Origin of the sequence: Ruania alba (assembly GCF_900105765.1) — a bacterium.
In the GTDB taxonomy this organism is placed as follows: domain Bacteria; phylum Actinomycetota; class Actinomycetes; order Actinomycetales; family Beutenbergiaceae; genus Ruania; species Ruania alba.
The window spans coordinates 354,990-379,025 of record NZ_FNTX01000002.1 but is presented as its reverse complement, the minus strand read 5'-3'; the positions used below and the strand labels follow the sequence as shown (position 1 = coordinate 379,025).

The 24,036-nt window shown below is 70.2% G+C and carries 25 protein-coding genes; 10 read left to right on the top strand and 15 right to left on the bottom strand.

The window, feature by feature from the left end:
* Positions 1–52 precede the first annotated feature (52 nt).
* The 3 genes from BLU77_RS12280 to BLU77_RS12270 are packed head-to-tail and all read left to right on the top strand — an operon-like array spanning position 53 to position 3,047.
* Positions 53–1,060 (top strand): zinc-binding dehydrogenase, encoded by a 1,008-nt coding sequence (locus BLU77_RS12280; protein ID WP_217632444.1) that lies wholly within the window; start codon positions 53–55, stop codon positions 1,058–1,060.
* Positions 1,057–2,631, top strand: a complete 1,575-nt coding sequence (locus tag BLU77_RS12275; RefSeq protein ID WP_089773429.1) for a class I adenylate-forming enzyme family protein — start codon at positions 1,057–1,059, stop codon at positions 2,629–2,631. Before BLU77_RS12280 ends, BLU77_RS12275 begins: the two co-directional genes overlap by 4 nt.
* Positions 2,628–3,047, top strand: a complete 420-nt coding sequence (locus BLU77_RS12270) for a PaaI family thioesterase (protein WP_175477080.1) — start codon at positions 2,628–2,630, stop codon at positions 3,045–3,047. The genes BLU77_RS12275 and BLU77_RS12270 overlap by 4 nt, the downstream gene beginning before the upstream one ends.
* A 104-nt stretch (positions 3,048–3,151) precedes the next feature.
* Here the strand turns inward: BLU77_RS12270 and BLU77_RS12265 are convergent, their stop codons facing one another.
* The 4 genes from BLU77_RS12265 to BLU77_RS12250 form a co-directional block, all read right to left on the bottom strand.
* The gene (locus BLU77_RS12265; RefSeq protein WP_089773427.1) at positions 3,152–3,883 is read right to left on the bottom strand and encodes an SDR family NAD(P)-dependent oxidoreductase; all 732 of its coding nucleotides are present in this window, start codon (positions 3,881–3,883) and stop codon (positions 3,152–3,154) included.
* A 173-nt stretch (positions 3,884–4,056) separates the two neighbouring features.
* Positions 4,057–5,577, bottom strand: coding sequence for a sodium:solute symporter family protein (locus tag BLU77_RS12260; RefSeq protein ID WP_089773426.1), 1,521 nt, complete (start codon positions 5,575–5,577; stop codon positions 4,057–4,059).
* Positions 5,577–5,891, bottom strand: coding sequence for a hypothetical protein (locus BLU77_RS12255; RefSeq protein WP_139177755.1), 315 nt, complete (start codon positions 5,889–5,891; stop codon positions 5,577–5,579). The genes BLU77_RS12260 and BLU77_RS12255 overlap by 1 nt, the downstream gene beginning before the upstream one ends.
* 34 nt (positions 5,892–5,925) lie before the next feature.
* Complete coding sequence (locus BLU77_RS12250) at positions 5,926–6,840, bottom strand: acetylxylan esterase (RefSeq protein ID WP_245708998.1); 915 nt, start codon at positions 6,838–6,840, stop codon at positions 5,926–5,928.
* A gap of 232 nt (positions 6,841–7,072) precedes the next feature.
* Between BLU77_RS12250 and BLU77_RS12245 the strand changes: the two genes are divergently transcribed.
* The gene (locus BLU77_RS12245; protein ID WP_089773424.1) at positions 7,073–8,626 is read left to right on the top strand and encodes a long-chain-fatty-acid--CoA ligase; all 1,554 of its coding nucleotides are present in this window, start codon (positions 7,073–7,075) and stop codon (positions 8,624–8,626) included.
* Between the two features lie 116 nt (positions 8,627–8,742).
* Here the strand turns inward: BLU77_RS12245 and msrA are convergent, their stop codons facing one another.
* The 3 genes from msrA to BLU77_RS12230 form a co-directional block, all read right to left on the bottom strand.
* Positions 8,743–9,285 (bottom strand): peptide-methionine (S)-S-oxide reductase MsrA, encoded by a 543-nt coding sequence (gene msrA, locus BLU77_RS12240; protein ID WP_089773423.1) that lies wholly within the window; start codon positions 9,283–9,285, stop codon positions 8,743–8,745.
* Complete coding sequence (msrB, locus tag BLU77_RS12235; RefSeq protein ID WP_089773422.1) at positions 9,282–9,752, bottom strand: peptide-methionine (R)-S-oxide reductase MsrB; 471 nt, start codon at positions 9,750–9,752, stop codon at positions 9,282–9,284. Before msrB ends, msrA begins: the two co-directional genes overlap by 4 nt.
* Positions 9,753–9,847: 95 nt before the next feature.
* A complete protein-coding gene (locus BLU77_RS12230; protein ID WP_089773421.1) occupies positions 9,848–10,054 on the bottom strand; it encodes a hypothetical protein in 207 nt (68 codons plus the stop codon).
* 337 nt (positions 10,055–10,391) lie between these two features.
* On the opposite strand from BLU77_RS12230, the gene BLU77_RS12225 reads away from it, so the two are divergent.
* Complete coding sequence (locus BLU77_RS12225; RefSeq protein ID WP_245708834.1) at positions 10,392–12,446, top strand: S9 family peptidase; 2,055 nt, start codon at positions 10,392–10,394, stop codon at positions 12,444–12,446.
* 4 nt (positions 12,447–12,450) lie between these two features.
* Here the strand turns inward: BLU77_RS12225 and BLU77_RS12220 are convergent, their stop codons facing one another.
* Positions 12,451–13,143, bottom strand: a complete 693-nt coding sequence (locus BLU77_RS12220; protein WP_089773420.1) for a spermine/spermidine synthase domain-containing protein — start codon at positions 13,141–13,143, stop codon at positions 12,451–12,453.
* A gap of 148 nt (positions 13,144–13,291) precedes the next feature.
* Positions 13,292–13,993, bottom strand: coding sequence for an LmeA family phospholipid-binding protein (locus BLU77_RS12215; protein ID WP_175477079.1), 702 nt, complete (start codon positions 13,991–13,993; stop codon positions 13,292–13,294).
* A 211-nt stretch (positions 13,994–14,204) separates the two neighbouring features.
* Between BLU77_RS12215 and BLU77_RS12210 the strand changes: the two genes are divergently transcribed.
* Complete coding sequence (locus BLU77_RS12210; protein ID WP_089773418.1) at positions 14,205–14,786, top strand: rRNA adenine N-6-methyltransferase family protein; 582 nt, start codon at positions 14,205–14,207, stop codon at positions 14,784–14,786.
* Here the strand turns inward: BLU77_RS12210 and BLU77_RS12205 are convergent.
* From BLU77_RS12205 to BLU77_RS12195, 3 genes are read right to left on the bottom strand one after another with little or no spacing between them, the layout of a single operon-like run.
* On the bottom strand, positions 14,752–15,447 hold the full coding sequence (locus BLU77_RS12205) for a hypothetical protein (RefSeq protein WP_139177754.1): 696 nt from the start codon (positions 15,445–15,447) through the stop codon (positions 14,752–14,754). The genes BLU77_RS12210 and BLU77_RS12205 overlap by 35 nt on opposite strands.
* A 16-nt stretch (positions 15,448–15,463) precedes the next feature.
* On the bottom strand, positions 15,464–16,681 hold the full coding sequence (locus BLU77_RS12200) for an RNA polymerase sigma factor (RefSeq protein ID WP_089773416.1): 1,218 nt from the start codon (positions 16,679–16,681) through the stop codon (positions 15,464–15,466).
* A 4-nt stretch (positions 16,682–16,685) separates the two neighbouring features.
* On the bottom strand, positions 16,686–17,036 hold the full coding sequence (locus BLU77_RS12195; protein ID WP_089773415.1) for a YciI family protein: 351 nt from the start codon (positions 17,034–17,036) through the stop codon (positions 16,686–16,688).
* 253 nt (positions 17,037–17,289) lie between these two features.
* Here BLU77_RS12195 and BLU77_RS12190 point away from each other — a divergent pair, with 253 nt between their 5' ends.
* Genes BLU77_RS12190 through BLU77_RS12175 form a run of 4 tightly spaced genes read left to right on the top strand, consistent with a single transcriptional unit; the run spans position 17,290 to position 20,490 of the window.
* Positions 17,290–17,484, top strand: coding sequence for a hypothetical protein (locus BLU77_RS12190; protein WP_089773414.1), 195 nt, complete (start codon positions 17,290–17,292; stop codon positions 17,482–17,484).
* Positions 17,484–17,834 (top strand): hypothetical protein, encoded by a 351-nt coding sequence (locus BLU77_RS12185; RefSeq protein ID WP_089773413.1) that lies wholly within the window; start codon positions 17,484–17,486, stop codon positions 17,832–17,834. Before BLU77_RS12190 ends, BLU77_RS12185 begins: the two co-directional genes overlap by 1 nt.
* 58 nt (positions 17,835–17,892) lie before the next feature.
* Complete coding sequence (locus BLU77_RS12180) at positions 17,893–18,579, top strand: hypothetical protein (RefSeq protein WP_139177753.1); 687 nt, start codon at positions 17,893–17,895, stop codon at positions 18,577–18,579.
* Positions 18,580–18,630: 51 nt separating this feature from the next.
* On the top strand, positions 18,631–20,490 hold the full coding sequence (locus tag BLU77_RS12175; RefSeq protein WP_089773411.1) for an NHL domain-containing thioredoxin family protein: 1,860 nt from the start codon (positions 18,631–18,633) through the stop codon (positions 20,488–20,490).
* 52 nt (positions 20,491–20,542) lie between these two features.
* On the opposite strand, the gene BLU77_RS12170 is transcribed toward BLU77_RS12175, so the two are convergent.
* The 3 genes from BLU77_RS12170 to BLU77_RS12160 form a co-directional block, all read right to left on the bottom strand.
* The gene (locus tag BLU77_RS12170) at positions 20,543–21,622 is read right to left on the bottom strand and encodes a flavin-containing monooxygenase (protein WP_217632443.1); all 1,080 of its coding nucleotides are present in this window, start codon (positions 21,620–21,622) and stop codon (positions 20,543–20,545) included.
* Between the two features lie 64 nt (positions 21,623–21,686).
* Positions 21,687–22,298 carry a TetR/AcrR family transcriptional regulator gene (locus BLU77_RS12165; protein ID WP_089773410.1) on the bottom strand — a complete coding sequence of 204 codons (612 nt, stop codon included), beginning with the start codon at positions 22,296–22,298 and terminating at the stop codon, positions 21,687–21,689.
* A 54-nt stretch (positions 22,299–22,352) separates the two neighbouring features.
* Positions 22,353–22,787: a (deoxy)nucleoside triphosphate pyrophosphohydrolase gene (locus tag BLU77_RS12160; RefSeq protein WP_089775707.1), complete on the bottom strand. Its 435-nt coding sequence runs from the start codon at positions 22,785–22,787 to the stop codon at positions 22,353–22,355.
* Positions 22,788–24,036 lie beyond the last annotated feature (1,249 nt).

Below are 24,036 nucleotides of genomic sequence, written 5' to 3'. Positions count from 1 at the left end.
GGTGAGCCCGAGCCGGGCGACGGGTACCCGGGAACGAGGAGGAGGAACACCGATGTCTGAGGAGTTCGTGCCGGGCGGGACGATGCGAGCCGCACTGATCGTCGAGCGGGGCGGACCCGAGGGACGGGTGGTGGGTGAGCACCCCGTGCCTGAGGTGGGGCCCACCGATGTGCTCGTGCGGGTGCGCGCCTGTTCGCTGAACCACCTGGACGTTTTCGTCCGCAAGGGGGTGGCCGGCCAGCAACTGCCGCTGCCGCACATCTCCGGCGGCGACATCGCGGGTGAGATCGCGGCCGTCGGCTCGGAGGTCAGCGATCTCCAGGTCGGCCAGCGGATCCTCATCGACCCTCTCGTCGGCGGCAAGGCCCTCGGGGAGGACATGCAGGGCGGACTGGCCGAGTACGCCTCCGTCCCCGCCACCAACATCATTCCCCTGCCCGACGACGTCGACTTCGCCCGCGCCGCCGCCCTCCCGATCGCGTACGGCACCGCACGCCGCCAGCTGATCACCCGCGGCGGGCTGCAGGCCGGAGAGACGGTGGCCATTCTCGGCGCCGCCGGCGGGCTCGGCACCGGTGCGGTGCTGATCGCCAAGGCCGTCGGGGCCACGGTGATCGCCTGCGCCAGCTCGGCCGAGAAGCGCGATCGCCTCACCGAGCTCGGCGCCGACATCGTGATCGACTCTAGCGCCGAGGACTGGGGCGCGCAGATCTGGAAGGCCACCGGCAAGCAGGGCGTGGACCTCATGGTCGACAACACTGGCGCCGCCACCTGGCAGTCCTCCATCCGCGCCACGAAGGTCGGCGGACGGGTGGTCACCTGCGGCGCCACCAGCGGCTACGAGGTCACCCAGTTCCAGCCGTACGTGTGGGTGCGCGAGCTGGACATCAGGGGCAGCAACGGCTGGCGCCGGGAGGACCTCGAGGCGCTGCTGGAGATGGTCCGGTCCGGGGAGCTGGAACCCGTGATCGACCGCGAGTTCGGACTCGAGCAGATCCGGGACGCCGAGGCGCTCCTGGAGAGCCGGTCGGTGATCGGCAAGGTGGTGATCACCCTGTGACGCAGCCCGTGGCCGAGGCTCGCGTGACGGACAACCTCGCGGTGCGGCTGCTCGCCGGCACCGCCGAGCACCCGGACCGCCCCGCGATCCTCCAGGGTTCCGAGGTGGTCACCTACCGTCAGCTCACGACGGCGGTCCGCACCACTGCGGCGCGGTTGCGTGGTCTCGGGGTCGGCCCGGGCGACCGGGTGGCGTTGCTGTTCGGTAACGACCACCGGTTCGCCGAGGCTTTGCTCGCCACGATCTGGGCGGGCGCCGTGGCCGTCCCGCTCAACACGCGCGCCGGGAGTGCCTCCCTCGAGCACGTGATGGGCGACGCCGCACCCCGGGTGCTGCTCAGCCACGACCCGCTCGCCAACCGGGCCACCGCACTGGCCGCCCCGGCCGGCGTCCCGGTGCTGCTGGCCACCCCGGACAGGTGGCGCGGGGACTCCCCGGGCGAGGGGTCGCCGTCGGGCGCTGACGAACCGGCAGCCGTTCACTCCACCGACATCTGCCTGCAGCCCTACACCTCCGGCTCCACCGGCAACCCGAAGGGATGCCTGCTCAGCCACGGCGGCCAGCACTGGAACGCCAGCACCGTGGCCCGGGTGTGGGAGCTGGCGGCCGACGACCGTGGCCTGATCACCGCGCCGCTGTACCACAAGAACGCGATGATCTGCGTGGTCAAGCCGCTGCTGCTGGTGGGCGGCACGATCGTGATCGGACGCAGCCCCGACCCGGCCGGCATCCCCGCGGAGGTGGCCGCGCACCGGTGCACCTACACCACCGGGGTGCCGGCGACGTACGAGATGTTGCTGGCCAGTGAGCAGCACCGGGAGCATGACCTGTCATCGCTCCGATTCGTGATCTGTGGCTCTGCTCCGCTCTCGGACGCGCTCGGGCGGCGGTTCGCGGACGGGCTCGGAGTGCCAGTGATCGAGGCGTACGGCCTCACCGAGGGTGGGCCGCAGGTGCTGATGAACCCACGCACCGACCACCCGCGCTACGGCTTGGCCGGGCACCCGCTGCCCGGGTGCGAGGTGCGCCTGCACGATCCCGAGCTCCCGACGTCGTCCCTCGCCCAGGCCGAGCAGGTCCCCGTGGGTGAGGCGGGAGAGCTGTGGGTGCGCAACCCCGGCGTGACCGCCGGGTACCACCGGCTGCCCGAGGTGACCGCCGAACGCATCAGTGACGGATGGTTGCGGACCGGCGACCTCGCCGTGGCCGAGCCGGACGGGTACCTGCGGGTGCTCGGCCGCGCGGACGACATGATGAACGTGGGCGGGGAGAACGTGTACCCGCTGGAGGTGGAGAAGCTGCTGCGCACCATGCCCGGCGTCGGGCAGGCGGCCGTGGTGCCCATCCCGCACGAGCGCAAGGGGCAGGTGCCGGCGGCGTTCGTGGTGGGTGAGGGGCTGACCGAGGACGAGGTGAAGCAGTACACGCTCACCCACGGCGCCGCACACGCGCACCCGCGCCGGGTGTGGTTCGTCGACGAGCTGCCGCTGGGCGGTACCGGGAAGGTGGACTACGCCCGCCTGACCGCACGGGCCCAGGAGACCATCACCGAGGAGAAGGAGTCATCGTGACCGACGTGGACATCGCCCGGGTGGAGCAGCTGCTCACCACCCCCGCCTACCACCAGTGGCTAGGCCTGGAGCTGGTGAGCGCCGCACCCGGGAGGGTGGAGATCGCGATGGGCTGCCGCGCCGAGCTCACCGCGGACGTCGACGGCAGCTACGTGCACGGCGGTATCCTCGCCACCCTGCTGGACGTGGCCGGCGATTTCGCGCTGGTCACCGAGCTCGGGGTCGGGCTGCCCACGATCGACCTGCGGGTGGACTATCTGCGCCCGGCCCGGCCCGGTGACCGGCTGCTTGCGGTGGGAACGGTGGTGCGGCGGGGGAGGAGCCTCGGGGTGGCCGACGCGGTGGTCACCAATCCCGACGGTAAGCAGCTCGCGGTGGCGCGGGGGCTGTACAGCACGGCCGTCGCCTCCGCCTGACCCCATCTCGCGAGTGCGGCCCATCTCGCTCACCAGATGAGATTTAGTCAGTGTCGGCCGCATTCGTTGCGTCGCCAGTGTCATTGGCGCGGGCGTTCGGTCCGTCAGCGGCCGATCAGGTCGGCGCCGCCGTCCACCGGGAGCACCGCGCCGGTGATCCAGCCGGCTCCCGCTGAAAGCAGGAAGGCGACGGCGGCCGCCACGTCCTCCGGGCGGCCCACCCTGCCGAGGGGGTACTCGCTGCCCCGGGTGGCGATCAAGGTGTCGTAGGCGTCGGGGTCCAGGCCGCCGCTCACCCAGATGCCGGTGTCCACCAGCGAGGGTCGCACCACGTTCACCCGCACCGGCGCCAGCTCCAGGGCGAGCGCTCGGCTGAACGACTCCACGCCGCCCTTCGCGGCGGCGTAGGCGCTCACCGAGGTCTGCGGGTTCACCGCGATCGAGGAGCCCAGGGTGACGATCGCGCCCCGACGTGCCTGCAGCGCCGGGGCGAAGGCCCGGCACGCATTCATCGTCCCGAGCAGATTGACGGCGACCTGCCGCTCGGCCTGTTCGGCTGAGGTCTCGATGAGGTCACCCCGGGTGACCGTGCCGGCGCAGGTGACCAGGGCGTCCACCCGGCCCTGCTCGGACAGCACCTGCGCGGCCACCTGAGCGACGCCGTCGGAATCGGCCACATCCACCTCGTGCTGGACATCCGGCACCCATCCGCTGGCCGGATCCGCCTGCTGCCGGGCCAGGCTCACCACTCGGTAACCGGAGCGATGCAGGTGCTCCCCGACGGCGCGTCCGATCCCGGCCGAGCCTCCAGTGATCACGGCGATCGGTGTGTCCATCTACTGTCTCCTTCTGCCGCGAGGCGAGCCGGCTGTGTACCGAGACCAGCGGCCGCCGCCTGACGCGCCCTCCGGTGTGCCGGGTGCCCGCACCCGACGGCCATCGAGTGCGGGCGATCTCGCCCATATCTCACGCGATGAGCGAGATAGGCCGCACTCGCGGTGGGGTGGGGTTACGGGGTGGGGGTGGGCGTGGGCTCGGGCTCGAACAACTTGAAGTGCCGCTCGACGTGCTCCTTCGCCGGTGGCCGGGTGAGCAGGCTGCCGACGACGAGCACGATCACACCGACGATCGCAGCCGGGATGGCCGGGTGCCAGCCGCCGAGCGGGATCGGCAGCCAGCCCTGGTTCAGGCTGAGGAAGATCAGCTCGGAGACGATCATCGAGGTGACCGCCGCCGGGGCTGTGGCCCGCCGCCAGTACAAGCCTGCCAGCAGCGTCGGGAAGATGAGGAAGACCGCCGGCCAGGTGATCGAGACGATGATCCCGATGATGCTGCTCGGCCCGAAGAATGCCACCAGCAGTCCGCCGGCCACGAGGATCGGCAGCATGATCCGTGCCGTGGTGGTCAGCGCCTTGTTCTCCCGGTCCGGGCTGAGCGCCGAGCCCCGGCGCTTCCTGGCGATCGGGTTCACGTACTCCTTGGCCACGATCGAGCTCAGCGTGAGCACGATCGAGTTCGCGGTGGAACCGGTGGCCGCGATGATGGCGAGGATCGCCACCAGCAGCAACCACTGCGGCAGGACCTCCATGATCATGGCCGGGTAGATCGCCTCCGGCGCCGGGTCGCCCGGCCGGGTCACCACACCCACCATGGCGATGTAGAACAGGCAGAAGTAGATCAGCGCCGTCCCGACCGGCAGCGAGATGGCCATGAACTTCAGCGTGGAGTGACTGCGTGCGGCCATCCACCGCTGCTGCAGCTGCGGCATGGTGAAGTGTGCCGCGGCGAAGATCACCAGCACCGAGATCAGGTACGGCAGACCGAACAGCTCGCCGCCGCCCGGGTTGGAGAGCAGTGCGGACTGGCCCTGGTCCTCCACCATGTCGAGCAGGTTGCCGAAGCCGTCGGTGTGGGTGAACACGAGGATCAGTGCCGCCACCGCGAGCAGCACATACATCAGGCCGCCCTGGATCACATCGGTCCACACCACGGAGCGGAAACCGCCGCTCATCACGTAGAGGGTCACCACCACGGCCAGGAACACCGCGCCCGCCCAGTACGGGATCCCGCCGCTCGTCACAGCCTCCAGGGTCAGACCGCTGCCGCGGAACTGGGCACCCATGTACGGCACCAGCGCTGCGATCATGATGATCCCGGCCACCAGCCCGACCGAACGAGACCGGTACCGGTCGGTGAGGTACTCGGTGACGTTCACGATCCCGTACTTGCGGGCGACGATCCAGATCCGGGTGCCGGCGAAGTACAGGATCGGCCCGACGGCGGCTGTGGTGGCCACCTGGATCCACGCGCCGATCCCGTTGGTGTAAAACTGGCCGGTGATCCCGAAGTAGCTGAACGCGCTGAACAGCGTGGCGGTCACGGTGAAGAACGCCGGGAGCTTGTTCAGCTTCCGGCTGCCGAGGACGAAGTCCTCCAAGGTGTTCGTCGAGCCGCGGTGGCCGAGGTAGCCGAGGAAGACGAGCAGCCCGGCGAAGACCGCCAGCGCGATCCACATCGTGGTGGCGGACATCAACGGCTCCCGTCGTTCGTGTCAGTGCTCGTGCCGTTGCCGGTCCCGTTGGTGCGCGCGGCCTGCTCGACGTTCGAGCGCCGCACCACCGCCGCGTACGGGTCCCACCGGTAGGCGATCCAGGCCACGTAGCCGACGAACGCCGCGGTCCAGAGGATCCAGAAGAACAGCGAGGCGGGGATCACGCCGCCGATGATCGGGGTAGCGGTGTGCTGCGGCCATGGATAAACCATCAGCGCGGCCAGGACGATCCCGAGAACGATCGCCGTTACCGCTCTTGCGCGTGATCGTGGTGCCTGTGACTGGGAGGGCATGGGCGCCACGCTACGCCCGGCTGGTGAGCTGGCTCTAGCCGGTCACCGAGGTGACCACATCCCGAACGCCGCGCAGCCAGACGACGTGCTCCTGAGCATCCCCGGGGTACTCGGCATGGCCGGCACTGAGTACCTGCAACTGGGCGGCCTCTCCGGTGGCGGACCGGGCGGCGTTGTGCACGGCGAACTGGCCCGCCGGCGGCACGGAGGGGTCCCAGAGGGCGCAGGCGATCAGGGTGGGGATCTGTAGCCGGGAGGCGGCGGTGGCGGCGTCGAAGTAGCGCAGTACCTCCCGCGCTCGCGGGTGAGCGTCCACATGTTCGCGCACGGCAGCCCCGCTGCCAGTGCACTCCAGCTTCAGGCGCAGGTCGTACTGGCCGAAACTGGGCACTCGCAGCGCGGCAGCGACGAACCGGTCGTCCCAGGGAAGCGCGAGTGCGCCCTGACCGCCCCCGAAGCTGCCGCCGACGAACACCAGCGGCACCTCAGCCCCGATGATCTCCCGCAGTGCCGTGGCGCTCGCCCAGATGTCGGCCGCACAACCACCGAGCACGTAGGTGTGGATCGAACCGATGCCCTCGAGCACATGCGCCTGCGCGGTGCGGCCGTACTGGGGCATCAGGCTGACCGTCGGCAGCCCGCGCGCCACCGGGAAGATCACGGCCGCGTCGTCGGGCATGCCGGCCAGGTCAGGTTCCTCCCGCCCGCCGTACCCATGGCTGCACACCACGCCCACACGGGGAGTGCCCTCCTTCGGCAGGGCCACCCACCCCCCGATCCGCATCCCACCGAGGGAGGTCAGGTCCACCCGGTGGATCTCGTGACTCGCCTCCATCGGGTATGGCGCCAACTCCGGCTCCGGCGCCACCTGGGACGCCTCGACGGCGAGCCGACGCCAGAAGGCATCGAAGTCCTCCGGGTCCCCGGAGTGTCGACGGTGAGCAACGATTCGAGGTCGTATCCGTGGGTGGCGTCGAACGGTGCATCGGGAAACCAGGAACGAAACGGCGGCACCGAAGAAGGTGCGCTGACAGCAGCTGACACGAGAAGGACTCCTTGGTCGGGACGACCGTCACCCTAGCGAAACCGCACCGGTTGACAGACCTCAGCACACCTCGCACAGTGATCCATATCACAACAGTAGGTGGCTGCGACGACGCTGCCACCGGGAGAGGACCCCGATGCCCAGCAATGCCACCGTCTCCGTGGCCGCGATCCTCGCCGAGTCTGCAACACGGCACCCGGACCGCACCGCCCTCGTGATGGGCGAGCAGCGCCTGACCTATGCCGAGCTGTGGGAGCAGACTCGTGCCTATGCCGGAGCGCTGCGCGCCCGAGGGATCGGACCGGGTGACACTGTCGCCGTGCTGCTGCCGAACGTGCCCGACTTCGCCCGCACCTACTACGGGATCCTGGCTCTCGGCGCGACTGTGGTTCCGGTGCACGCTCTACTCAAGGCCGGGGAGATCCAGTACGTGCTGCGCGATTCCGGCGCCAAGCTCCTGATCGCCGGTGCACCGCTGCTCGGGGAGGCGGTACCCGCGGCCCAGGCCGCCGGGGTGGAATTGCTCAGTCTGCTCGTCCCGGACGAGAAGACAGCGGAGATCCCGGTGCCGCGGCTCGAGGACGACGCGGCCCAGGCCGACCCCGTGGCCTCCTACATCCCGCAGGCCCCGGATGCCATCGCCACCATCCTCTACACCTCCGGCACCACCGGTGAACCGAAGGGGGCGATGGGCTGCCACTTCGCCCTCCTGGAGCAGGTGAACACCCTGCTCACCGACACTCTCCCGATGAGCACCGAGGACGTGATCCTGGGCTGCCTGCCGTTCTTCCACACGTTCGGCCAGACCGTCACCCTGAACGCCGGATTCCGCGCAGGAGCAACGATCGTGCTGCTGCCCCGATTCGACCCCGACCAGGGCGCAGCACTGATGAACGCGCACGGTGTCACCGTGCTGATGGGCGTGCCCACCATGCACATCGCCCTGACGGCGGCCGCCGCCAAGGTCTCCGAACGTCCCCCGCTCCGGTTCGGGGTCTCCGGGGGAGCGGCGCTCCCGTTGGCGGCGCTGGAGAAGTTCGAGGCTGTCTTCGGGGCGAAGATCCACGAGGGTTACGGGCTCACCGAGACCTCGCCCGTGGCCTCCTTCAACCATGTGGGGGTCGAGCCGCGGCCGGGGACCGTGGGTGTACCGATCTGGGGCGTGGACGTGGAGGTGGCCGACCCGCTGGTGCCGGACCGGATCGAGCTGCTGCCCCGCGGGGAGCTGGGAGAGCTGGTGATCCGCGGGCACAACCTGTTCTCCGGCTACCTGAACCGCCCGGACGCCACCGCGGCAGCCGTGGTGGACGGCTGGTTCCGCAGCGGCGACCTGGGCACCAAGGACGAGGACGGGTACCTCACCATCACCGACCGCACCAAGGACATGATCATCCGCGGCGGGTACAACGTGTACCCGCGGGAGGTGGAGGAAGTCCTGCTGCGGCACCCGAGCGTGCAGATGGCGGCGGTGTTCGGGATCCCGCACGAGACGCACGGTCAGGAGGTGCACGCCGCCGTGATGCTCGCAGACGACGCCGAGCCGGTGACCGGAGAGGAGATCTCCGCCTGGGCCAAGGAACAGATCGCCGCCTACAAGTACCCCCGAGTGGTGGAGGTGCTGGACGAGCTCCCGCTGGGCCCGAGCGGGAAGATCCTCAAGCGCGAGCTGGTGCGGCGCCGGACCGAATAACCCCGGATGCGCCGGAGGCGCCGAGGACCTGGTGGTCCCCGGCGCCTCTCGTGCCGGGGCGAAGCCTGACTCGCCGGGGCAACCGGTCGCCCCGGCGAGTCAACAGCCCTGGTGTGTTACGCCGTCGGGGCGTTGCGGCGGGGGAGCACCCACCCCGGGCGCGGGAAGTGACAGGTGTACCCGTTCGGGCGGTGCAGCAGGTAGTCCTGGTGCTCCGGCTCGGCCTCCCAGAACGGGGCGGCCGGCTCGATCGTGGTGACCGCCTTGCCCGGCCACAGCCCGGAGGCGTCCACGTCCGCGATCGTGTCCCGGGCGAGGCGCTCCTGCTCCGGGGACTGCGGGAAGATCGCCGACCGGTAGCTGCTACCGACGTCGTTGCCCTGCCGGTTCAGGGTGCTCGGGTCGTGGATCTGGAAGAAGAACGCGAGCACGTCGCGGAACGTGGTCTGCTCCGGGTCGAAGACGATCTCCACCGCCTCGGCGTGTCCGGGATGGTTGCCGTACGTGGCCTGGGAGTTCGACCCGCCGGTGTACCCGACGCGGGTGCCCACTACTCCGGGCTGGCGGCGGATCAGGTCCTGCATTCCCCAGAAGCAGCCGCCGGCGAGGACGGCGGTCTCGGTGCCGGGGGTCTGTGTGATGGCGCCGGTGTCGGTCATGAGGCCTCCTGCTGGTGGGACGGGCTGTCGAACATGGTGCGGTACTCGCCGTAACCGTGCGCCTCGAGCTCGGCCACGGGCACGAAGCGCAGCGCCGCCGAGTTCATGCAGTAACGGCGCCCGCCTGCTTCGCGTGGGCCGTCGTCGAAGACGTGCCCGAGGTGGGAGTCAGCGGCGGCAGACCGCACCTCGGTGCGGCGCATCCAGAGCAGCCGATCGGTCGTCTCGGTGACGGCCTCGCGAGCCAACGGCCGAGTGAAGCTGGGCCAGCCGGTGCCGCTGTCGAACTTGTCGAGCGAGGAGAACAACGGCTCTCCCGAGACGACGTCGACGTACAGACCGGCCTCGTGATGATTCCAGTACTCGTTCCGGAACGCGGGCTCGGTGCCGTCGGCCTGAGTGACACGGTACTGCGTGGGGGTGAGGCCCTCGAGAGCCTCTGGGGTCTTGCGGTACTGCTGTGACAAATGCGACCTCCTTGCCGGTGACGCCGCTGGCTGCGGTGTCACCGGGTACAACCCGATGGCCCCCTCGAGATGTTCCCGGCCCGAGCACCGCGCCGCTATCCGCTGCGGGCATCCATGCGTCGGTCAGCCTCGGACAAGGCCGCAGAGGCTGCGGCAGCGACGGCGGCCATGACGAGCCGCGGACGGGCGACTCCTCGACCTTCCAGGGCCAGGTGGATCCGGCGATCGAGAGCGAGGCTCGCCACCAACCAGCCGTAGGTCAGCGCGGCCGATGCGCCGCCGGCCGCAGTGGAGACCAGCACCGCGGTTCGTTCGCTCCGCCCGGGGGGGCACGTGCTCCGGCTCGTCCGTCGGTGCGGTGCGCGTCGTCGGCCTGATGTGCAGGTATGCACCCACCCCGACAGCCGCCCCGGAGACGGCAGTGGTGCCGAGGACCAGCGTGCGGCGGGTCCGCGGTCTCAGGCGCGCGGGATCGATCAGGGTGAGTGCGCCGATCGTGACCGCTTCGACGATCACCGTCGGGACTCCTCGAGGGGAGACGCTCGGGGATGGCGTGGACGTCATGGGGGAACCGTACGTCCACCACCAGCACGAGTGGATCCGTAGCATCCCACCGTGCCGACGTGATAGACCGAGTCGGTGACCGATGTGAGTCAGACCACCGAGGCAACCCCTCCCGCCACCCCCTTCCACGACCTCGACTCCTACGTGGCCCTGCCGCGCCTGTCGGGCCTGACCCTGGCCGGCGACGGGCAGAGCATCGTCGTCGGCGTCTCCTCGCTCAATGAGGACAACACCCGTTATCTCACGGGACTGTGGGAGGTGGACCCGGCCGGGGTGCGGCCCGCGCGCCGCCTCACCCGCGGCCTGTCCGGCGAGTCCGGTGCCGCGTTCACGGCCGACGGGGACCTGTTGTTCGTGGCCAAGCGGGCCACCGAGGGCACCGGTGAGGACAAGGCGAAGCCGGCCCTGTGGCTGCTCCCGGCCGAAGGTGGGGAGGCGCGCGTGGTGGCCTCGCGGCCCGGGGGTATCGACGGGGTGCTCGCGGCCCGCGCGGCCGAGACCGTGGTGGTCACCGCCGAGACGATGCCCTCGGCCACCGACGCCGAGTCCGAGCAGGCCATCCTGGATGCCCGCTCGGAGCAGAAGGTGGCCGCGATCCTGCACAGTGACTACCCGATCCGGTTCTGGGACCACGACCTTGGTCCTGCCGCCCCGCGCTTCTTCGCGGCCGACCTGAGTGCTGAGGACGAGCTCGAGCTGCGCGACCTCACCCCCGATGCCGGTAAGCACCTCATCGAAGCGGATGCGGACCTCGCCTCGGACGGCTCCGCCGTCGTGACCACTTGGCGGGTACCGATGGGCAAGGGCGCCGTGCGCACCCAGCTGGTGCGCATCGACGTGGCCACGGGTGAGCGAACCGTTCTCGTCGACGACCCCGACGCCGAGTTCGGGCCGGCCCGGATCAGTCCCGGCGGCCGGTTGGTGGCCTACGTGCGTGAGTCGATCACCACGCCGGAGCGGGCCCCTGAGGTGAGCTTGTGGGTGTGCGGGATCGACGGGTCCAACCCTCGCCGTCTCGCCGCCGAGTGGGACCGGTGGCCCGGGGAGCCGGTGTGGTTGCCGGACGCCTCCGGGCTGCTGATGGCCACCGACGACGACGGCCGCTCGCCGGTCTTCCAGGTGACCCTGGACGGGGTGGTCACCCGCCTCACCGACGACGCCGCCGCGTACACGAACGTGGCGGTGGCGCCGGACGGGACCACCGCCTTCGCGCTGCGCTCCTCCTACGAGTTCCCGGCCGAAGTGGTCCGGATCGATTTGGAGTCCGGCGACGTCGCCCCGCTGCGCGGCCCCGTGCCGCGCCCGGTGCTGCCCGGTGAGCTGCGTGAGGTGGAGACCGAAGCCGACGACGGAACCCGCGTGCGGTCCTGGCTGGCACTCCCGGAGGGGGCCAGTGCCGAGAATCCGGCGCCGATGCTGCTGTGGATCCACGGGGGTCCGCTCGGGTCCTGGAATGCGTGGAGCTGGCGGTGGTGCCCGTGGCTGCTGGTCGCGCAGGGGTACGCCGTGCTTTTGCCCGATCCGGCACTGAGCACTGGCTACGGGCAGTCGTTCATCCAGCGCGGCTGGGGCGAGTGGGGGCAGGCGCCGTTCACCGACCTGATGGCAGCCACCGACGCCGCCGAGGCGCTGCCCGAGATCGACCAGACCCGGACGGCCGCGATGGGCGGTTCCTTCGGCGGATACATGGCGAACTGGGTGGCTGGGCACACCGACCGGTTCGATGCGATCGTCACGCACGCGAGCTTGTGGGGGCTGGACACCTTCGGCGGCACCACGGACGCCGGGTACTACTGGAACCGGGAGATGACGCCGGAGATGGCGGCAGCCAACTCACCGCACCTGTCCGTGGAGCAGATCACCACCCCGATGCTGGTGATCCACGGGGACAAGGACTACCGGGTGCCGATCGGTGAGGGTTTGCGGCTGTGGCATGACCTCCTCAGCGCCTCCGGACTGCCGGCCGCCGAGGACGGGTCCACCGTGCACCGCTTCCTGTACTTCCCGGACGAGAACCACTGGATCCTCACTCCGCAGCACGCGAAGGTCTGGTACCAGGTGGTCTCGGCGTTCCTGGCCGAGCACGTGCTTGGTCAGGAGGCACCGGAGCTGCCGGAGGTGCTGGGCTAGCAGCTCAGCCGGCGGCGAGGTAGATCGTGTTGCTCGACTCGCCGCCCGTGAGCGGGTTGGCGAACGCGACCACCTCAGCCTCGGTGGAGTCGAACACCTGCGCGAGCACGGCTTCGAACGCGGGATCGGGTGGGTCGTCGGACCAGAGCGCGAACTGGCCACCGGGGCTGAGGTGGCGGCGCATCGCCCGCAGCCCGGCTGGGGTGTAGAAGTCGGCGTGGCTCGGGTGCAGCACGTGCCGCGGGGTGTGGTCCACGTCGAGCAGGATCGCGTCGTAGGTGGTCTCCGGCTCAGTGGTGACGAGCTGGAAGAAGTCGCGCAGCACCAGGTGGCAGCGCGGGTCGGTGGCCAGGCCGGCGGTCTCGGGCAGCAGGCCGCGACGGTGCCAGTCGAGCACGGGTTCGGCCACATCCATCACGGTCAGCTCGGCCACCCGCGGATCGTTCAGCGCAGTGTGTGCGGTGTAGCCGAGGCCCAGACCACCCACCAGCACACGGGCGCCGTCCCGGTCGAGCGCATCGAGGCCGAGGGTGGCGAGCGCCTTCTCAGCGGCGGTGAACAGGCTCGACATCAGGTACTCCTCGCCCAGGCGAACCTCGTAGAGGTCGGTCTGCGCGGTGAGGTCGTAGCGCCGCCGCAGGCTGATCTCACCGACGGGGGTCTGCTGAAAGTCGAGCTCTTCGAAGCGGGCGGCCATCCCGCAGTCCTACCACGCGGGGCATCGTTCGATCAGGCCGCACTCGCCTGCGCTCGAGTGCGGTCAACTTCGGCAATATCCCATCAGGTGAGCGAGAAGCTCCGCACTCGCGGAAGGAGGGGGTGTGCCTCGGCGACACGGCGCCGGGCTAGGAGAGGCTGGACAACGCGATATCCGTCCCGGTCACTTCGAGCCGGACACCGTCGCCGAGCACCTCGGCGGAGGTGAGGGTGAGCGAGTCCGGGAGGGCGTCCAACGGCACCTCCAGCGTGCCGAGGTCGCCGAGCAGCCCGTCCGGCACGGCGGTCGCGTCCACCTCGAGGCCGCCCAGGGTGAAGGTCTGCGGCTCCAGCCGGAGCTCGCCGTCGGAGACCACCGGCTGCAGGGTCGCCTCGAGGGGGACGCCCAGCACCGTGGCGGTTGCCACCACGGCACCGTCGGCCACGTCCACCGTGACCTCCTCCGGCAGCCGCCCTGAGGCCGCCACTGCGGCACGCACCGTCGCTCCGGGCACGGTGCCGATCACGGTCACCTCGTCCACGGTCCGCGGCTCGGCCACGTCCACCCCGTGGGCCAGCACCTGCACGTCGGTGACGTCCAGACCGTCGTACCGGACGCCGTCGGCAGTGAGCTCCACCGTGTTCAGCGACCCGGAGAGCAGCTGGGGCAGGAACAGCAGACCGGGGATCTGCACCTGTACGCCAGCGGCGTCGGGGAAGGATCCGGTCAGTTCGGTGGTGATCCGCTCCTCGGCGCGGGTCACCGCCCACCGGTCCAGTGCGTAGCCACCGCCGAGGATCAGGATCAGCAGTACCACGGTCCCGATCGCGGCCTTCCCCGAACGTGACATGGCGGTCACGATAACCGGCCCACCTGGGAGCGTCCCCGGACTCGCACGTCGAATGGGGGTGGGCGTGTGGGGTGCGTTGGCGCTGCGGCCGGACGCGGCTGCGACGGCAACGCACCCCACATGGCGACCAGTGATCGGAAAATCTGTGGCACCTGCTGACATCACCGGGCTACCGTCGCCGACATGGGAATCGTCATGGTGATGGTGCGTCGTGTCCGGGAACGGGCAACGGCGCTGGGGTTCGCACCGGCTGAAGGGCTCCTGGGCTGACCGTATCGTCCGTAGTGCCGGTCTGCGGGAGACCGATCTGGTCCTCGACCTGGGCGCGGGAACGGGTGCGCTGACCCGACCACTGGCCCGGCGAGCACGGCGGGTGGTGGCCGTCGAGCTGCACCCCGGCCGGGTGAAGGGCCTGACGGCGGCCCTTTCGTCGGCCGAGACCGTCACCGTGGTGCATGGTGACCTGCTCGAGGTGCCACTTCCGGGCGGTGCGTTCCGGGTGGTGGCGAACCCGCCGTACGCGATCGGGGCTGCCGTGGTGCGCCGGATCACCGGGCCGCGCTCGGCCCTGGTCCGGGCCGATCTGGTGCTGCCGCGCTGGATGGTATGCCGGTACGCCTCCTCGCCGCCGCGTGGGTTCACCGCCGAGGTGGGCACGCACGTGCCGGCCACCGCGTTCGTGCCGCCCCCACGCAGCGACTCCGCGGTGCTGGTGCTCCGGCGCCGGTCCGCGCCGCGGCGGGCGCGTCGACGCCCGGTCAGGCGGGCCGGACCGACTCCGGGTCCACGGTGATCCACAGCGACCGCGCCTGCGCCAGGACGCGATCGCCGTCGAGCAGCGCCGTGCCGGCCTGATGCTTGCGACCCTGCGAGGAGATCGGCCAGGCAAGCACCACCAGCTCAGCGCCCGGCTCGGGCAGCTCGTCCACCTGTGCGGTCATCGTGCCCAGCACCATCGGCCGCCCGCCCACGCCCAGGGCCCACCCGCTGGGGCAGTCGATCGCTGCCCAGACGATCTCCGGTGTCACCTCACGGGGCACCCAGGCCGCCGCGTACACCTCGTCGGTCACCTGACCGGTGCGCAGGCACAGCGCCTCATCCGGGTCCCGCTCGGTACCGCAGGAGAAACAGGTGGGGAACGGGTGATCGGTGAGCCCTCCGTAGCGCGGGCCCGCGGCGATCGCCTCGTCGTAGCCGATCGGCTCCGGGATCTCGGCCCGGTCCAGGGCGGCAGCGCGGCGTGCCTGCGCGATGCGGACCTCGCCATGGCTGAGGGTCAGTCCCGTCTCGTCCGGGTCGGCCTGCATGAGCACCTCCAACGGAGGTGGGCTGAACAGCCGGACGGTGGCTGCGCCGTCGGGCTCGGGCAGCCGTGCGGCGAGGTGACCGCTGGTCCAACCACCGTTCCCGGAGTGGGGCGGACCGTTGAAGCGGGCGGGGACCACGACGTCCATCACCACACGGTACTCCTCAGCCGAGCGCCGCGAGCCGCGCGGCGATGAATCGTTGCTCCACCTCGTTCTCGGTCAGCTCCCCTGCCCGCCGCCACGCCTGCGCCGCCTCGGTGCTGCGGCCGAGCCGGGTGAGCAGGTCGGCGCGGGTGGCGTGCAGCAGGTAGTAGCCCTCCAGGTCGAGATCGCCGACGGCGGCCAGCGCCTGGGCAGGTCCGGCCACCTCGGCCAGGGCTACTGCGCGGTTCAGCGCGACCACCGGTGATGGGGCAAGGGTGTGCAACTGGTCGTACAGGGCGAGGATCTGGTGCCAGTCCGTCGCCTCCGCGGTGGCCGCGTCGCCGTGCACCGCAGCGATCGCGGCCTGCACCTGATAGGAACCCGGACGATTCCTACGGAGGCACCAGCGCACCAGGGCGTGACCCTCCGCGATCAGGTCGGCGTCCCAGCGGGTGCGATCCTGCTCGGCCAATGGCACGAGGGCGCCATCGGAGTCTGTGCGCGCCTGCCGCCGAGACTCGGTGAGCAGCAGCAGCGCGAGGAGGCCGACGGCCTCCTCCTCGTCGGGCATCAGCGCGGCAAGCAGCCGGGCGAGTCGGATCGCTTCGGCGCACAGATCGGTGCGCACCAGCTCGGTACCACTGCTCGGGGCGTACCCCTGGGTGAAGATCAGGTAGATCACCGCGAGGACGGAACGGAGCCGGTCCGGCAGGTCGTGGTCGGCTGGCACCCGGTAGGGGATGCGCGCACTGGCGATCTTCTTCTTCGCCCGCACGATCCGCTGGGCGATCGTGGACTCCGGCGCCAGGAATGCCCGCGCCACCTCGGGTGTGGTCAGACCGCCGAGCGTGCGCAGGGTGAGCGCCACCTGCGCCTCGGGGGCGAGGGCGGGGTGGCAGCAGGTGAAGATGAGCCGCAGTTGGTCGTCGGCCACCGGTCCCACCTCCTCGTGCTCCGGCGGAGGGTGTACCAGCACCGCCTCCGCGTGCTTCTGCTCCCGTTTCGCCTCGCGGCGCAGCCGGTCGATCGCACGACGCCGGGCCGTGACCACGATCCAGCCGCCAGGATTGGGCGGGATGCGATCCGCCCATGCGGTCAGGGCCGCGGCAAACGCTTCCTGCACCATGTCCTCAGCAAGCGAGAGGTCGCCCAGCACACGGGTCAGCGTGGCCACGCACCTGCCGTACTCCTCGCGGTAGATGCGGGCCACACTGGCCTCGTGCTCGGGTCTTGTCACCGGCTCACTCGGACTGGAAGGGACGCACCTCGACCGGTCCCATGCAGGCGGCAGAGGCGTCCTGCGCGAGCGCAAGAGCAGCGTCCAGGTCCTCGACCTCGATCACCCAGAAGCCGCCGATCTGCTCGCGCGTCTCGGCGAGCGGGGCGTCGGTGACGAGCCCCCGTCCCTTGCTGTTGTCCACCGTGGTGGCCGAGCTGGGGGCTTCGAGGCCACCGCCGAACACCCACTGCCCAGCCTCGGTGATGCGCGTGTTGAAGGCGTCCACCTGGGCGAACGCCTTCTGCATGGTGGCGTCGTCGGGGTAGGTCGGCTGGTCGTAGTCGTGCCACACGGAGAGCAGGTACTGCGTCATCGTCGTACTCCTTCATCGTGAGGCGGGCCCGGTGCCCGCCTCTCATCATCTCCACGAACGAGATCGAGGGGAATCGACACACGGCGAGAAAAGATCGCGACGGACTCGGCTGCCCATGGTGTGTCCTGATCGGCGACGCCCTGGTGCGCTTCATCCGCAGTCAGCGGGGATTCTGCTGCCCCGTCCTGCCCGCCCGCGTGCTGCTGGTGCCGGTGGACTGGCACGATCGGGCGCGGCCTGGTGACATGCGCTCATGCCTGCCGCACGTGACCTGCCCCGTACTCGCCGCCTGCGTGGTGGGCGGGTGCTGGTGCTCATGGCGGGCATCGGGGTCGTGATCATTGGCCTCGCCATCCTCCGCGCGCTGCTCGAGGACTGGCGCACCCACTGGGTGGCCGCCGTCATCGTCGCGGCTGTGGCGTTCGCGGCCGGCGGGCGGTCGCCGTGATGCTCGGGGGATTGGGTGGGTTCTTCGCGCTGATCGGCCTGCTGGCCTGGTCCGGCCTGGAGGAGGGGCGATGGGTCGCGCTCAGCACCATCGCCGGGTGCGGGGCGCTGCTGGCCGCCATGGGGCTGCTGGTCGGCACCGCCCGGGTGGTGCTGGATGCTGAGGGGATCGAGCGTCGGTACGGGACCACCCGCCGTGCCTCTTGGGCCGAGGTTCCGACGATCGAGACCGCTGACGTCCGGCAGGTGGTGCTGCGCGGTACGGGTCGGACGATCGTTATCCCCGCCATGATGCTCGACGTGGACCGCAACGATCTGATCCGCACCATCCGCCGGGCCCGTCGCTTCTGACCGAAGGCACTGTGACCGCAAATGGCGCTGAGGGGCCCCGCTCTGGTGAGATAACCCCATGCCGACTGCTCGCGCCCTGCCACGAACCCGTCGAATACGGGGCTGGGCCCACTTCCTCATCTTCGCTGCGCTCCTCGCAATGGTCACGGCGATGCTCTTCCTCCGGATCGTGGTGCGAGGCTGGCCCGACCACATGTCCGCCATCGTCGGGATCGTCATCTCGTGCGCACTGGGCGCGGTGGCCGTCTGGGGCAGTCGCGCGCTGAAGATCAGGTCCCACGAGGTGGAGCGGCTCGAGCGCATGTACCTCGACGCGGACGACGGCCTCCCGTTCGGTATCGCACGGGAGGATGGGCGACTGGTGGGGCGTGGACGGCGCGGAATGGCGGCGTTGTTCAACGTGTTCGGGGTCCTCTGCTCCCTGTTCGCGCTGCTGTCCTGGTTCAGCCTGGAGCCGCCGGACCGGTGGATCGCGACCGGAATCATGGGTGGGCTCGGGCTGATGGGCCTGGTCCTGGGTATCTGCGTCAGAACGGCGCGGGTGGTGATGGACGCCGAGACGATCACCGCCCGGTTCGGTGTGACCAAGCGAGCCCGATGGTCGGAGGTACCGACTGTCGAGACCGAGGACCCCCGGCGCATCGTGCTGCGTGGCCAGTCCGCCACGGTGGTGATCCCGGTGAGTGTGCTCTCCGCCTCGGGCCCGGACCTGCTCCACATCGCCCGGAGCCTGCGCGGGTTCTGAGGGCGCGAACAGGCGGGCGGTCCGTTCGCGAGATCGTCGTAGAGTTCCCTGGTGACTGCATCGGAGAGCCCGCGCCTGCCGCGCGTACGAGCATCTGCGCTCCTCGGCCGCGGCTGGCTGAACACCGGCGGCGCCGACCTCACCCTCGCCGACCTGCGCGGGAAGGTGGTGATCCTCGACTTCTGGACCTTCTGCTGCATCAACTGCCTGCACGTGCTCGATGAGCTGCGCGAGCTGGAGGACCAGTTCCGCGAGGAGCTGGTGATCGTGGGGGTGCACTCCCCGAAGTTCAGCCATGAGGCCGACCCTGCGGCGCTCGCGGCCGCAGTGGAGCGCTACGGCGTGGCCCACCCCGTGCTCGACGACGCGGACATGACCACCTGGACCGCCTACACCGCCCGGGCTTGGCCCACCCTCGTGGTGATCGACCCGGAAGGGTACGTGGTCGCGCAGGTGGCCGGAGAGGGGCACGCTCCCGCGCTCGGCGCGCTGATCGGCGAGCTGGTCACCGAGCACGAGGCCCGCGGAACCCTGCATCGAGGCGAGGGTCCGTACGTGCCGCCGGAGCCGCCGTCGACCGCGCTGCGCTTTCCCGCGAAGGCGATCGAGCTGCCGAACCAGAACCTGCTCGTGGCCGACGCCGGACACCATTCGCTCGCCGAGCTCGCCCCCGACGGCGAGACGCTGGTACGCAGGATCGGATCCGGTCAGCGTGGCGCCGCCGACGGCGGGCCGACCGAGGCGTCCTTCAACGAACCGAACGCCCTTTGCCTGGTGCCGCCGGAGCTGGATCTCGGCTACGACGTGGTCGTGGCCGATACGGTGAACCACCTACTCCGCGGGGTGCGGCTGGCCGACGGGGCCGTGCAGACCCTCGCCGGGACCGGCCGGCCGTACCGGGTGGGGGCTCCCGACAACAGTGACGCCGATGTTCCCGGTCCACTGGGCCACAACCTCTCCTCCCCGTGGGACATTGCCTGGGTGCCGCGGATCGGCGCCTTCCTGGTGGCGATGGCCGGCACCCATACACTCTGGGTGCTCGACGTTGAACGAGGGGACCTTCGGCATCTCGGCGGCACGATGAACGAGGGACTGGTCGACGGCGAGCTCGCGCAGGCCTGGTTCGCCCAGCCCTCCGGCCTGGCCGTGGCGGCGGACGGGCAGGTCTGGCTTGCTGATGCGGAGACCTCCGCCCTCCGGCTCGTCCAGCTCACCGGGAGGCATGACGGACAGGTGAGCACCGCCGTCGGGCAGGGCTTGTTCGAGTTCGGGCACCGAGACGGTACAGCCGGTCAGTCCGGTGCTGACCCTCTCCTGCAGCACCCCTTGGGAGTGTGCGTGCTCGAGGACGGGAGCATCGCCGTCGCGGATACCTACAACGGGGCGGTGCGCCGCTACGACATCCTCACCCAGGAGGTCACGACGATCGCTCGCGACCTCGCCGAGCCCTCCGGACTCGTGCTCGCAGGGGAGCACCTGATCGTGGTGGAGTCGGCCGCGCACCGCCTCACCCGGGTGCCGCTCGGGCAGGCCGTGGCGCACGACGGCGGAGCTCACCGCTCGCATCGTCCCGTCACCGAGGTAGGGGCCCAGGTGGACCTGCGGGTGCTGTTCACCCCCGCACCCGGGACGAAGCTCGACGAGCGCTACGGCCCGGCCACCCAGGTGACTGTGTCCGCCACCCCACCGTCGCTGCTCGCCTGGGGGCACGGGGAGGACACCGACCTTTCCCGTGAGTTGCACCTGACCGAGGGGGAGGGGGTGCTGCACGTGAGTGCGCGCGCCGCCGCGTGCGACGCCGACCCGGCCGTGGAGTTCCCGGCCTGCCATCTGGCTCAGCAGGACTGGGGGATCCCGGTGCGGGTACTCTCGGGCGGCGTAGGCGAGCTGGAGTTGCCGCTGTTCGGGTGAGTATGCAGGATCCGGCCGGCCTGAGCGTGCTGCTGCCCTGTCGCCCGGTACCTCACCGGCGTCGAAACGTCCGGCTCGGCATGCGCCGGCGCCTGCTCACCAGGTGCTCGACCACGTACCGGGCATCGGTGCCGACCCCGCCGACGAGATGTGAGGTGGCCGACCGCTGATAGGGCAGACCGACGGCGTAGAGTCCGGGCTCGTCTTCGACGACGCCGTGCCGGTGTCGCAGCCGGCCCTCGCTGTCGAAGGCGTCCAGGTGAAGCCAGCTGTGGTCGGGTCGCGCTCCGGTGCACCACACGACTGCGGTCACCGTCGCGGTCCGGCCGTCGCTGAACATCGGAGCGCCTTGTCGCGTGCCCACGAGGCGTGGCCGTCGCTGCACGCCGGCCGTTTCCAACTGACCGGCCGTGAGGCGTCCCAGCGGGTCACCACGCCCCTGCAGACCTCGTTGCGCGAGGGCGGCGCCGATACCTCCGAAACGGTGCATGACCTGGAACGTCCACGGCCCGAGGCGCGGGATGTGGCCCACGTCGCGACCGGCGAGCAGCACCTCGCGCTCGACCGTGTCCGTGGCGAGGTCCAGCGCGATCTCGGCCCCGGAGTTCCCGGCACCGACGATCAGGACGGTGCCGCCGGGAACCTGCCCCGGCCGGCGGTAGTCCTGGGCGTGCCATTGTTCGATCCCGCTGTCGAGGCTGTTGGCGAGGGACGGGATGATGGGACTGGAGTGCGCGCCGGATGCGATCACGATGTTGTGGGCCTGCCACCTGCTGCTGCCAGCCCGGACGACCAATCCGTTTCCCTCGCGGTGCGCGCCCTCGACTCGCGTGCCGAGTTCGATGGGGAGGTCGAACCGTTCGGCGTAGCGAGCCATGTAGTCGGCGACGTCGTCCTTGCTCGGATGGGTCCCCGAAGGGGCAGGGAACGGCTGTCCGGGCAGTGCGGTGAACCCGGCCGGGGTGAACAGCCGCAACGAGTCCCATCGTTCTCGCCAGCTCTCCCCGACCGTGCTCCCGGCGTCCACGATGACGAAGTCCTCGCCCCGGCGCGCCAGGTGGTATCCCGCGGCGAGGCCGGCCTGTCCGCCGCCGACGACGACGGTACCGGCGGAACGGCTCTGGATAGTCACCGGGCTTCGCCTGCGTCGTGAGGTGCGGCGCGGTCTGGAGTCGTCATCCGGTGCGGACGCGTGCTCAGGCAGGGGAAAGAGCGGCCTCGCGGAGGCCGACCGCGCGTAGCACGAAGTGCTCGGTGGCCTCGATCGCGCGGGTCCGCTCCGGCTCCGTGTCCGGGAAGGTGCGCCCCGACAGGCAGGAGTTGATCAGCGGCACCACGGCGTCCACGTCCTGCGCAGGCAGTCGGCCCGCAGTGATCCCCGAGCGCAGGATCCCGGCCAGGAGATCGGCCACCTGGGAAACGTGCTCGCGCAACCGCACCTGCGTACTGCGGGAGACGACGGAGCGCAGGTCGGGGCCTGGGGCCAGGTGGTAGATCGTCTTCAGGTTGATCTGCTCACGTACGTACACCCGGAGCTGGTCTTCCGGGTCCTGCACATCGGCCAGCGACGCGCGCAGATCCGTGACGTACTTGGAGGTCTCGTGCTCGATGAAGCTGATGAGCAGCGACTCCTTGTCCGGGAAGTGGTTGTACACGGACGTGCGGCCTACGCCAGCCGCAGCCGCGATGTCGGCAAGGCTGACTGCGTCGAACCCCGACTCGGTCATCAACCGGGTGAGCGCGTCGAAGAGTTGGGTCCGCACATGCTCCCGATGCTCAGCGAGCGTGGAGCCGATGATCTTGGGCACCGCCCCATCCTGCCATTTTGTGACAGGAGGCGCTAATCAGTCGGGAAAAGAAGGTCAGCGCACCGGTCCCCGGGCAGTGTGCTGGCGAACCGCCGTCACGATGGGCAGATCTGGCTCGAGCCACGCCACGTCGTACGGGTCGGTCAGGGGGAGCCAGCGCAGCGCGTCATGGTCGGCGAGCGGTTCCGGCGTGCCCTGATCGATGGCAGCGAACCAGATCCGCATCGCGTGCCCGTGCAGGATGGGCCAGTCGGCCCCGGTCGGTCCGGGGATAGGTCGGCCGATGGTGACCTCGATCCCCAGCTCTTCGGCCAGCTCGCGGTGCAGGGCGTCGACGTCGCGTTCCCCGTCCTCGATCTTGCCCCCGGCGAACTCCCAGAGTCCCGCCAACGACTTCGGCGCACTGCGGCGGGCGGCGAGGAGTTGAGTGGGGGCGTCGAGGTCGTCCACGATCGCGGCAGCGACCACGAGGCGGGGCTGATCAGGCATACGGTCGATCGTACCGATCTGGCTATCCACAGCCGGTGTCCACAGGTGTGTGTACAGCGTGCATCATTGCAGGTCGGGCGTGTGGACGAGGCGTCAATGGGTGAACGATCGGTGAATGCCGGCGCGAACGGTGGCCCAGATTCGCAGCAGGGTGCGGTCCAGAGCGCGTGTCCGGTTGACTGCCTGTTCACCGGGTGGACGTGTGGTCCGCGTGGCCGGCGCCCTCCGCTCTGCGTCGGCCGTGGCCGACCGGGTGTCTGTCCACAAATTTGTTCCACAGGCATGTGGACGACCTGCATCGTCGCAGGTCAACGTGTGGACAAAGATGTGGGCATCCTGGGGACAAGAAATTCTCCGCAGAACCTCTTGCGTGAGCCAGGTCACAGGACTAGACATGAGTCATCGAGTTCACCGATTCGGTCGCAGAAGACGTCGGTCGATGGTTCTCGGATGCGGGTCCGATATCCGCGGAGAGTTGGACGGGGTGACCCGGACAGCAGACCCGGGGAAGACGGGCCGGCACCCAGATCCGGAGTCGACGTCGGAAGTGTCCGGACCGTGAGGTGGGAGACCACCGAGCGGGCGGTGATGTGAGAGTGCAGTGCTTCGAGGTCGAAGTGCCGTCGGGGAGCTGGGAAACCAGTGGCTCAGCGGGGCGGAGGCCGAGGAGCGCTTTCGATGGAGGAAGGATCCTCGCCTTCGGGTGAGGAGACGTGCTCCGAGCGTGGGAGACCGCCTCGGGCGACTTCACCGAATGCAGAGCTGGACGACCACACCCGAGCGGTTCCGCAGGGAATGAACCCGGAAGCAGGGGATGGTGTTCGGATCGGGAAACCGAGACGGCGCCTGATCCTTCCGGACGGACCTCAGGAACCACCCGGGAGCACCCCTGGGGACGCTCAGGACGTGCACCGTGAGGGTGACGGAGCAGTGCTCCAGCACCCGAGCGTCGTGCCCCTCTCGGGACGCTGAGGGATGGCACACCCGGTCGACGAACTCGAGTCCACCTGGATTCCACCGGCGCCGCCCGTGGCCCCTCGGGGCACGAGGGCGGGGGCGTGGATGCACCCAGCCGTGATGGCCCTGGTGGATCGGTTCTCCTGGTCGCGACGCCCCCTCCGGGCGACGCCGGCGGACATTCAGCCGCTGTGTACCTCGAGAACGAGCAAGGCCCCTCGGACGCCTACTCCGAGGGGCCTTCGCTCTGCCTGATCCCATAATGGCGGATCCGGGACCCCGCGATCGGCCT

Excerpts from the sequence above, each read along its gene's own strand:
- msrA (WP_089773423.1), bottom strand. The coding sequence starts at position 9,285 with ATGACCGACACCGGCGCCATCACACAGACCCCCGGCACCGAGACCGCC.
- BLU77_RS12215 (WP_175477079.1), bottom strand. The coding sequence starts at position 13,993 with ATGTCACGTTCGGGGAAGGCCGCGATCGGGACCGTGGTACTGCTGATC.
- BLU77_RS12280 (WP_217632444.1), top strand. The coding sequence starts at position 53 with ATGTCTGAGGAGTTCGTGCCGGGCGGGACGATGCGAGCCGCACTGATC.
- BLU77_RS12260 (WP_089773426.1), bottom strand. The coding sequence starts at position 5,577 with ATGTCCGCCACCACGATGTGGATCGCGCTGGCGGTCTTCGCCGGGCTG.
- BLU77_RS12160 (WP_089775707.1), bottom strand. The coding sequence starts at position 22,787 with ATGCCTGATCAGCCCCGCCTCGTGGTCGCTGCCGCGATCGTGGACGAC.
- BLU77_RS12195 (WP_089773415.1), bottom strand. The coding sequence starts at position 17,036 with ATGACGCAGTACCTGCTCTCCGTGTGGCACGACTACGACCAGCCGACC.
- BLU77_RS12245 (WP_089773424.1), top strand. The coding sequence starts at position 7,073 with ATGCCCAGCAATGCCACCGTCTCCGTGGCCGCGATCCTCGCCGAGTCT.
- BLU77_RS12180 (WP_139177753.1), top strand. The coding sequence starts at position 17,893 with ATGCCGACTGCTCGCGCCCTGCCACGAACCCGTCGAATACGGGGCTGG.
- BLU77_RS12185 (WP_089773413.1), top strand. The coding sequence starts at position 17,484 with ATGCTCGGGGGATTGGGTGGGTTCTTCGCGCTGATCGGCCTGCTGGCC.
- BLU77_RS12265 (WP_089773427.1), bottom strand. The coding sequence starts at position 3,883 with ATGGACACACCGATCGCCGTGATCACTGGAGGCTCGGCCGGGATCGGA.
- BLU77_RS12190 (WP_089773414.1), top strand. The coding sequence starts at position 17,290 with ATGCCTGCCGCACGTGACCTGCCCCGTACTCGCCGCCTGCGTGGTGGG.
- BLU77_RS12205 (WP_139177754.1), bottom strand. The coding sequence starts at position 15,447 with ATGGACGTCGTGGTCCCCGCCCGCTTCAACGGTCCGCCCCACTCCGGG.
- BLU77_RS12220 (WP_089773420.1), bottom strand. The coding sequence starts at position 13,143 with ATGGCCGCCCGCTTCGAAGAGCTCGACTTTCAGCAGACCCCCGTCGGT.
- BLU77_RS12255 (WP_139177755.1), bottom strand. The coding sequence starts at position 5,891 with ATGCCCTCCCAGTCACAGGCACCACGATCACGCGCAAGAGCGGTAACG.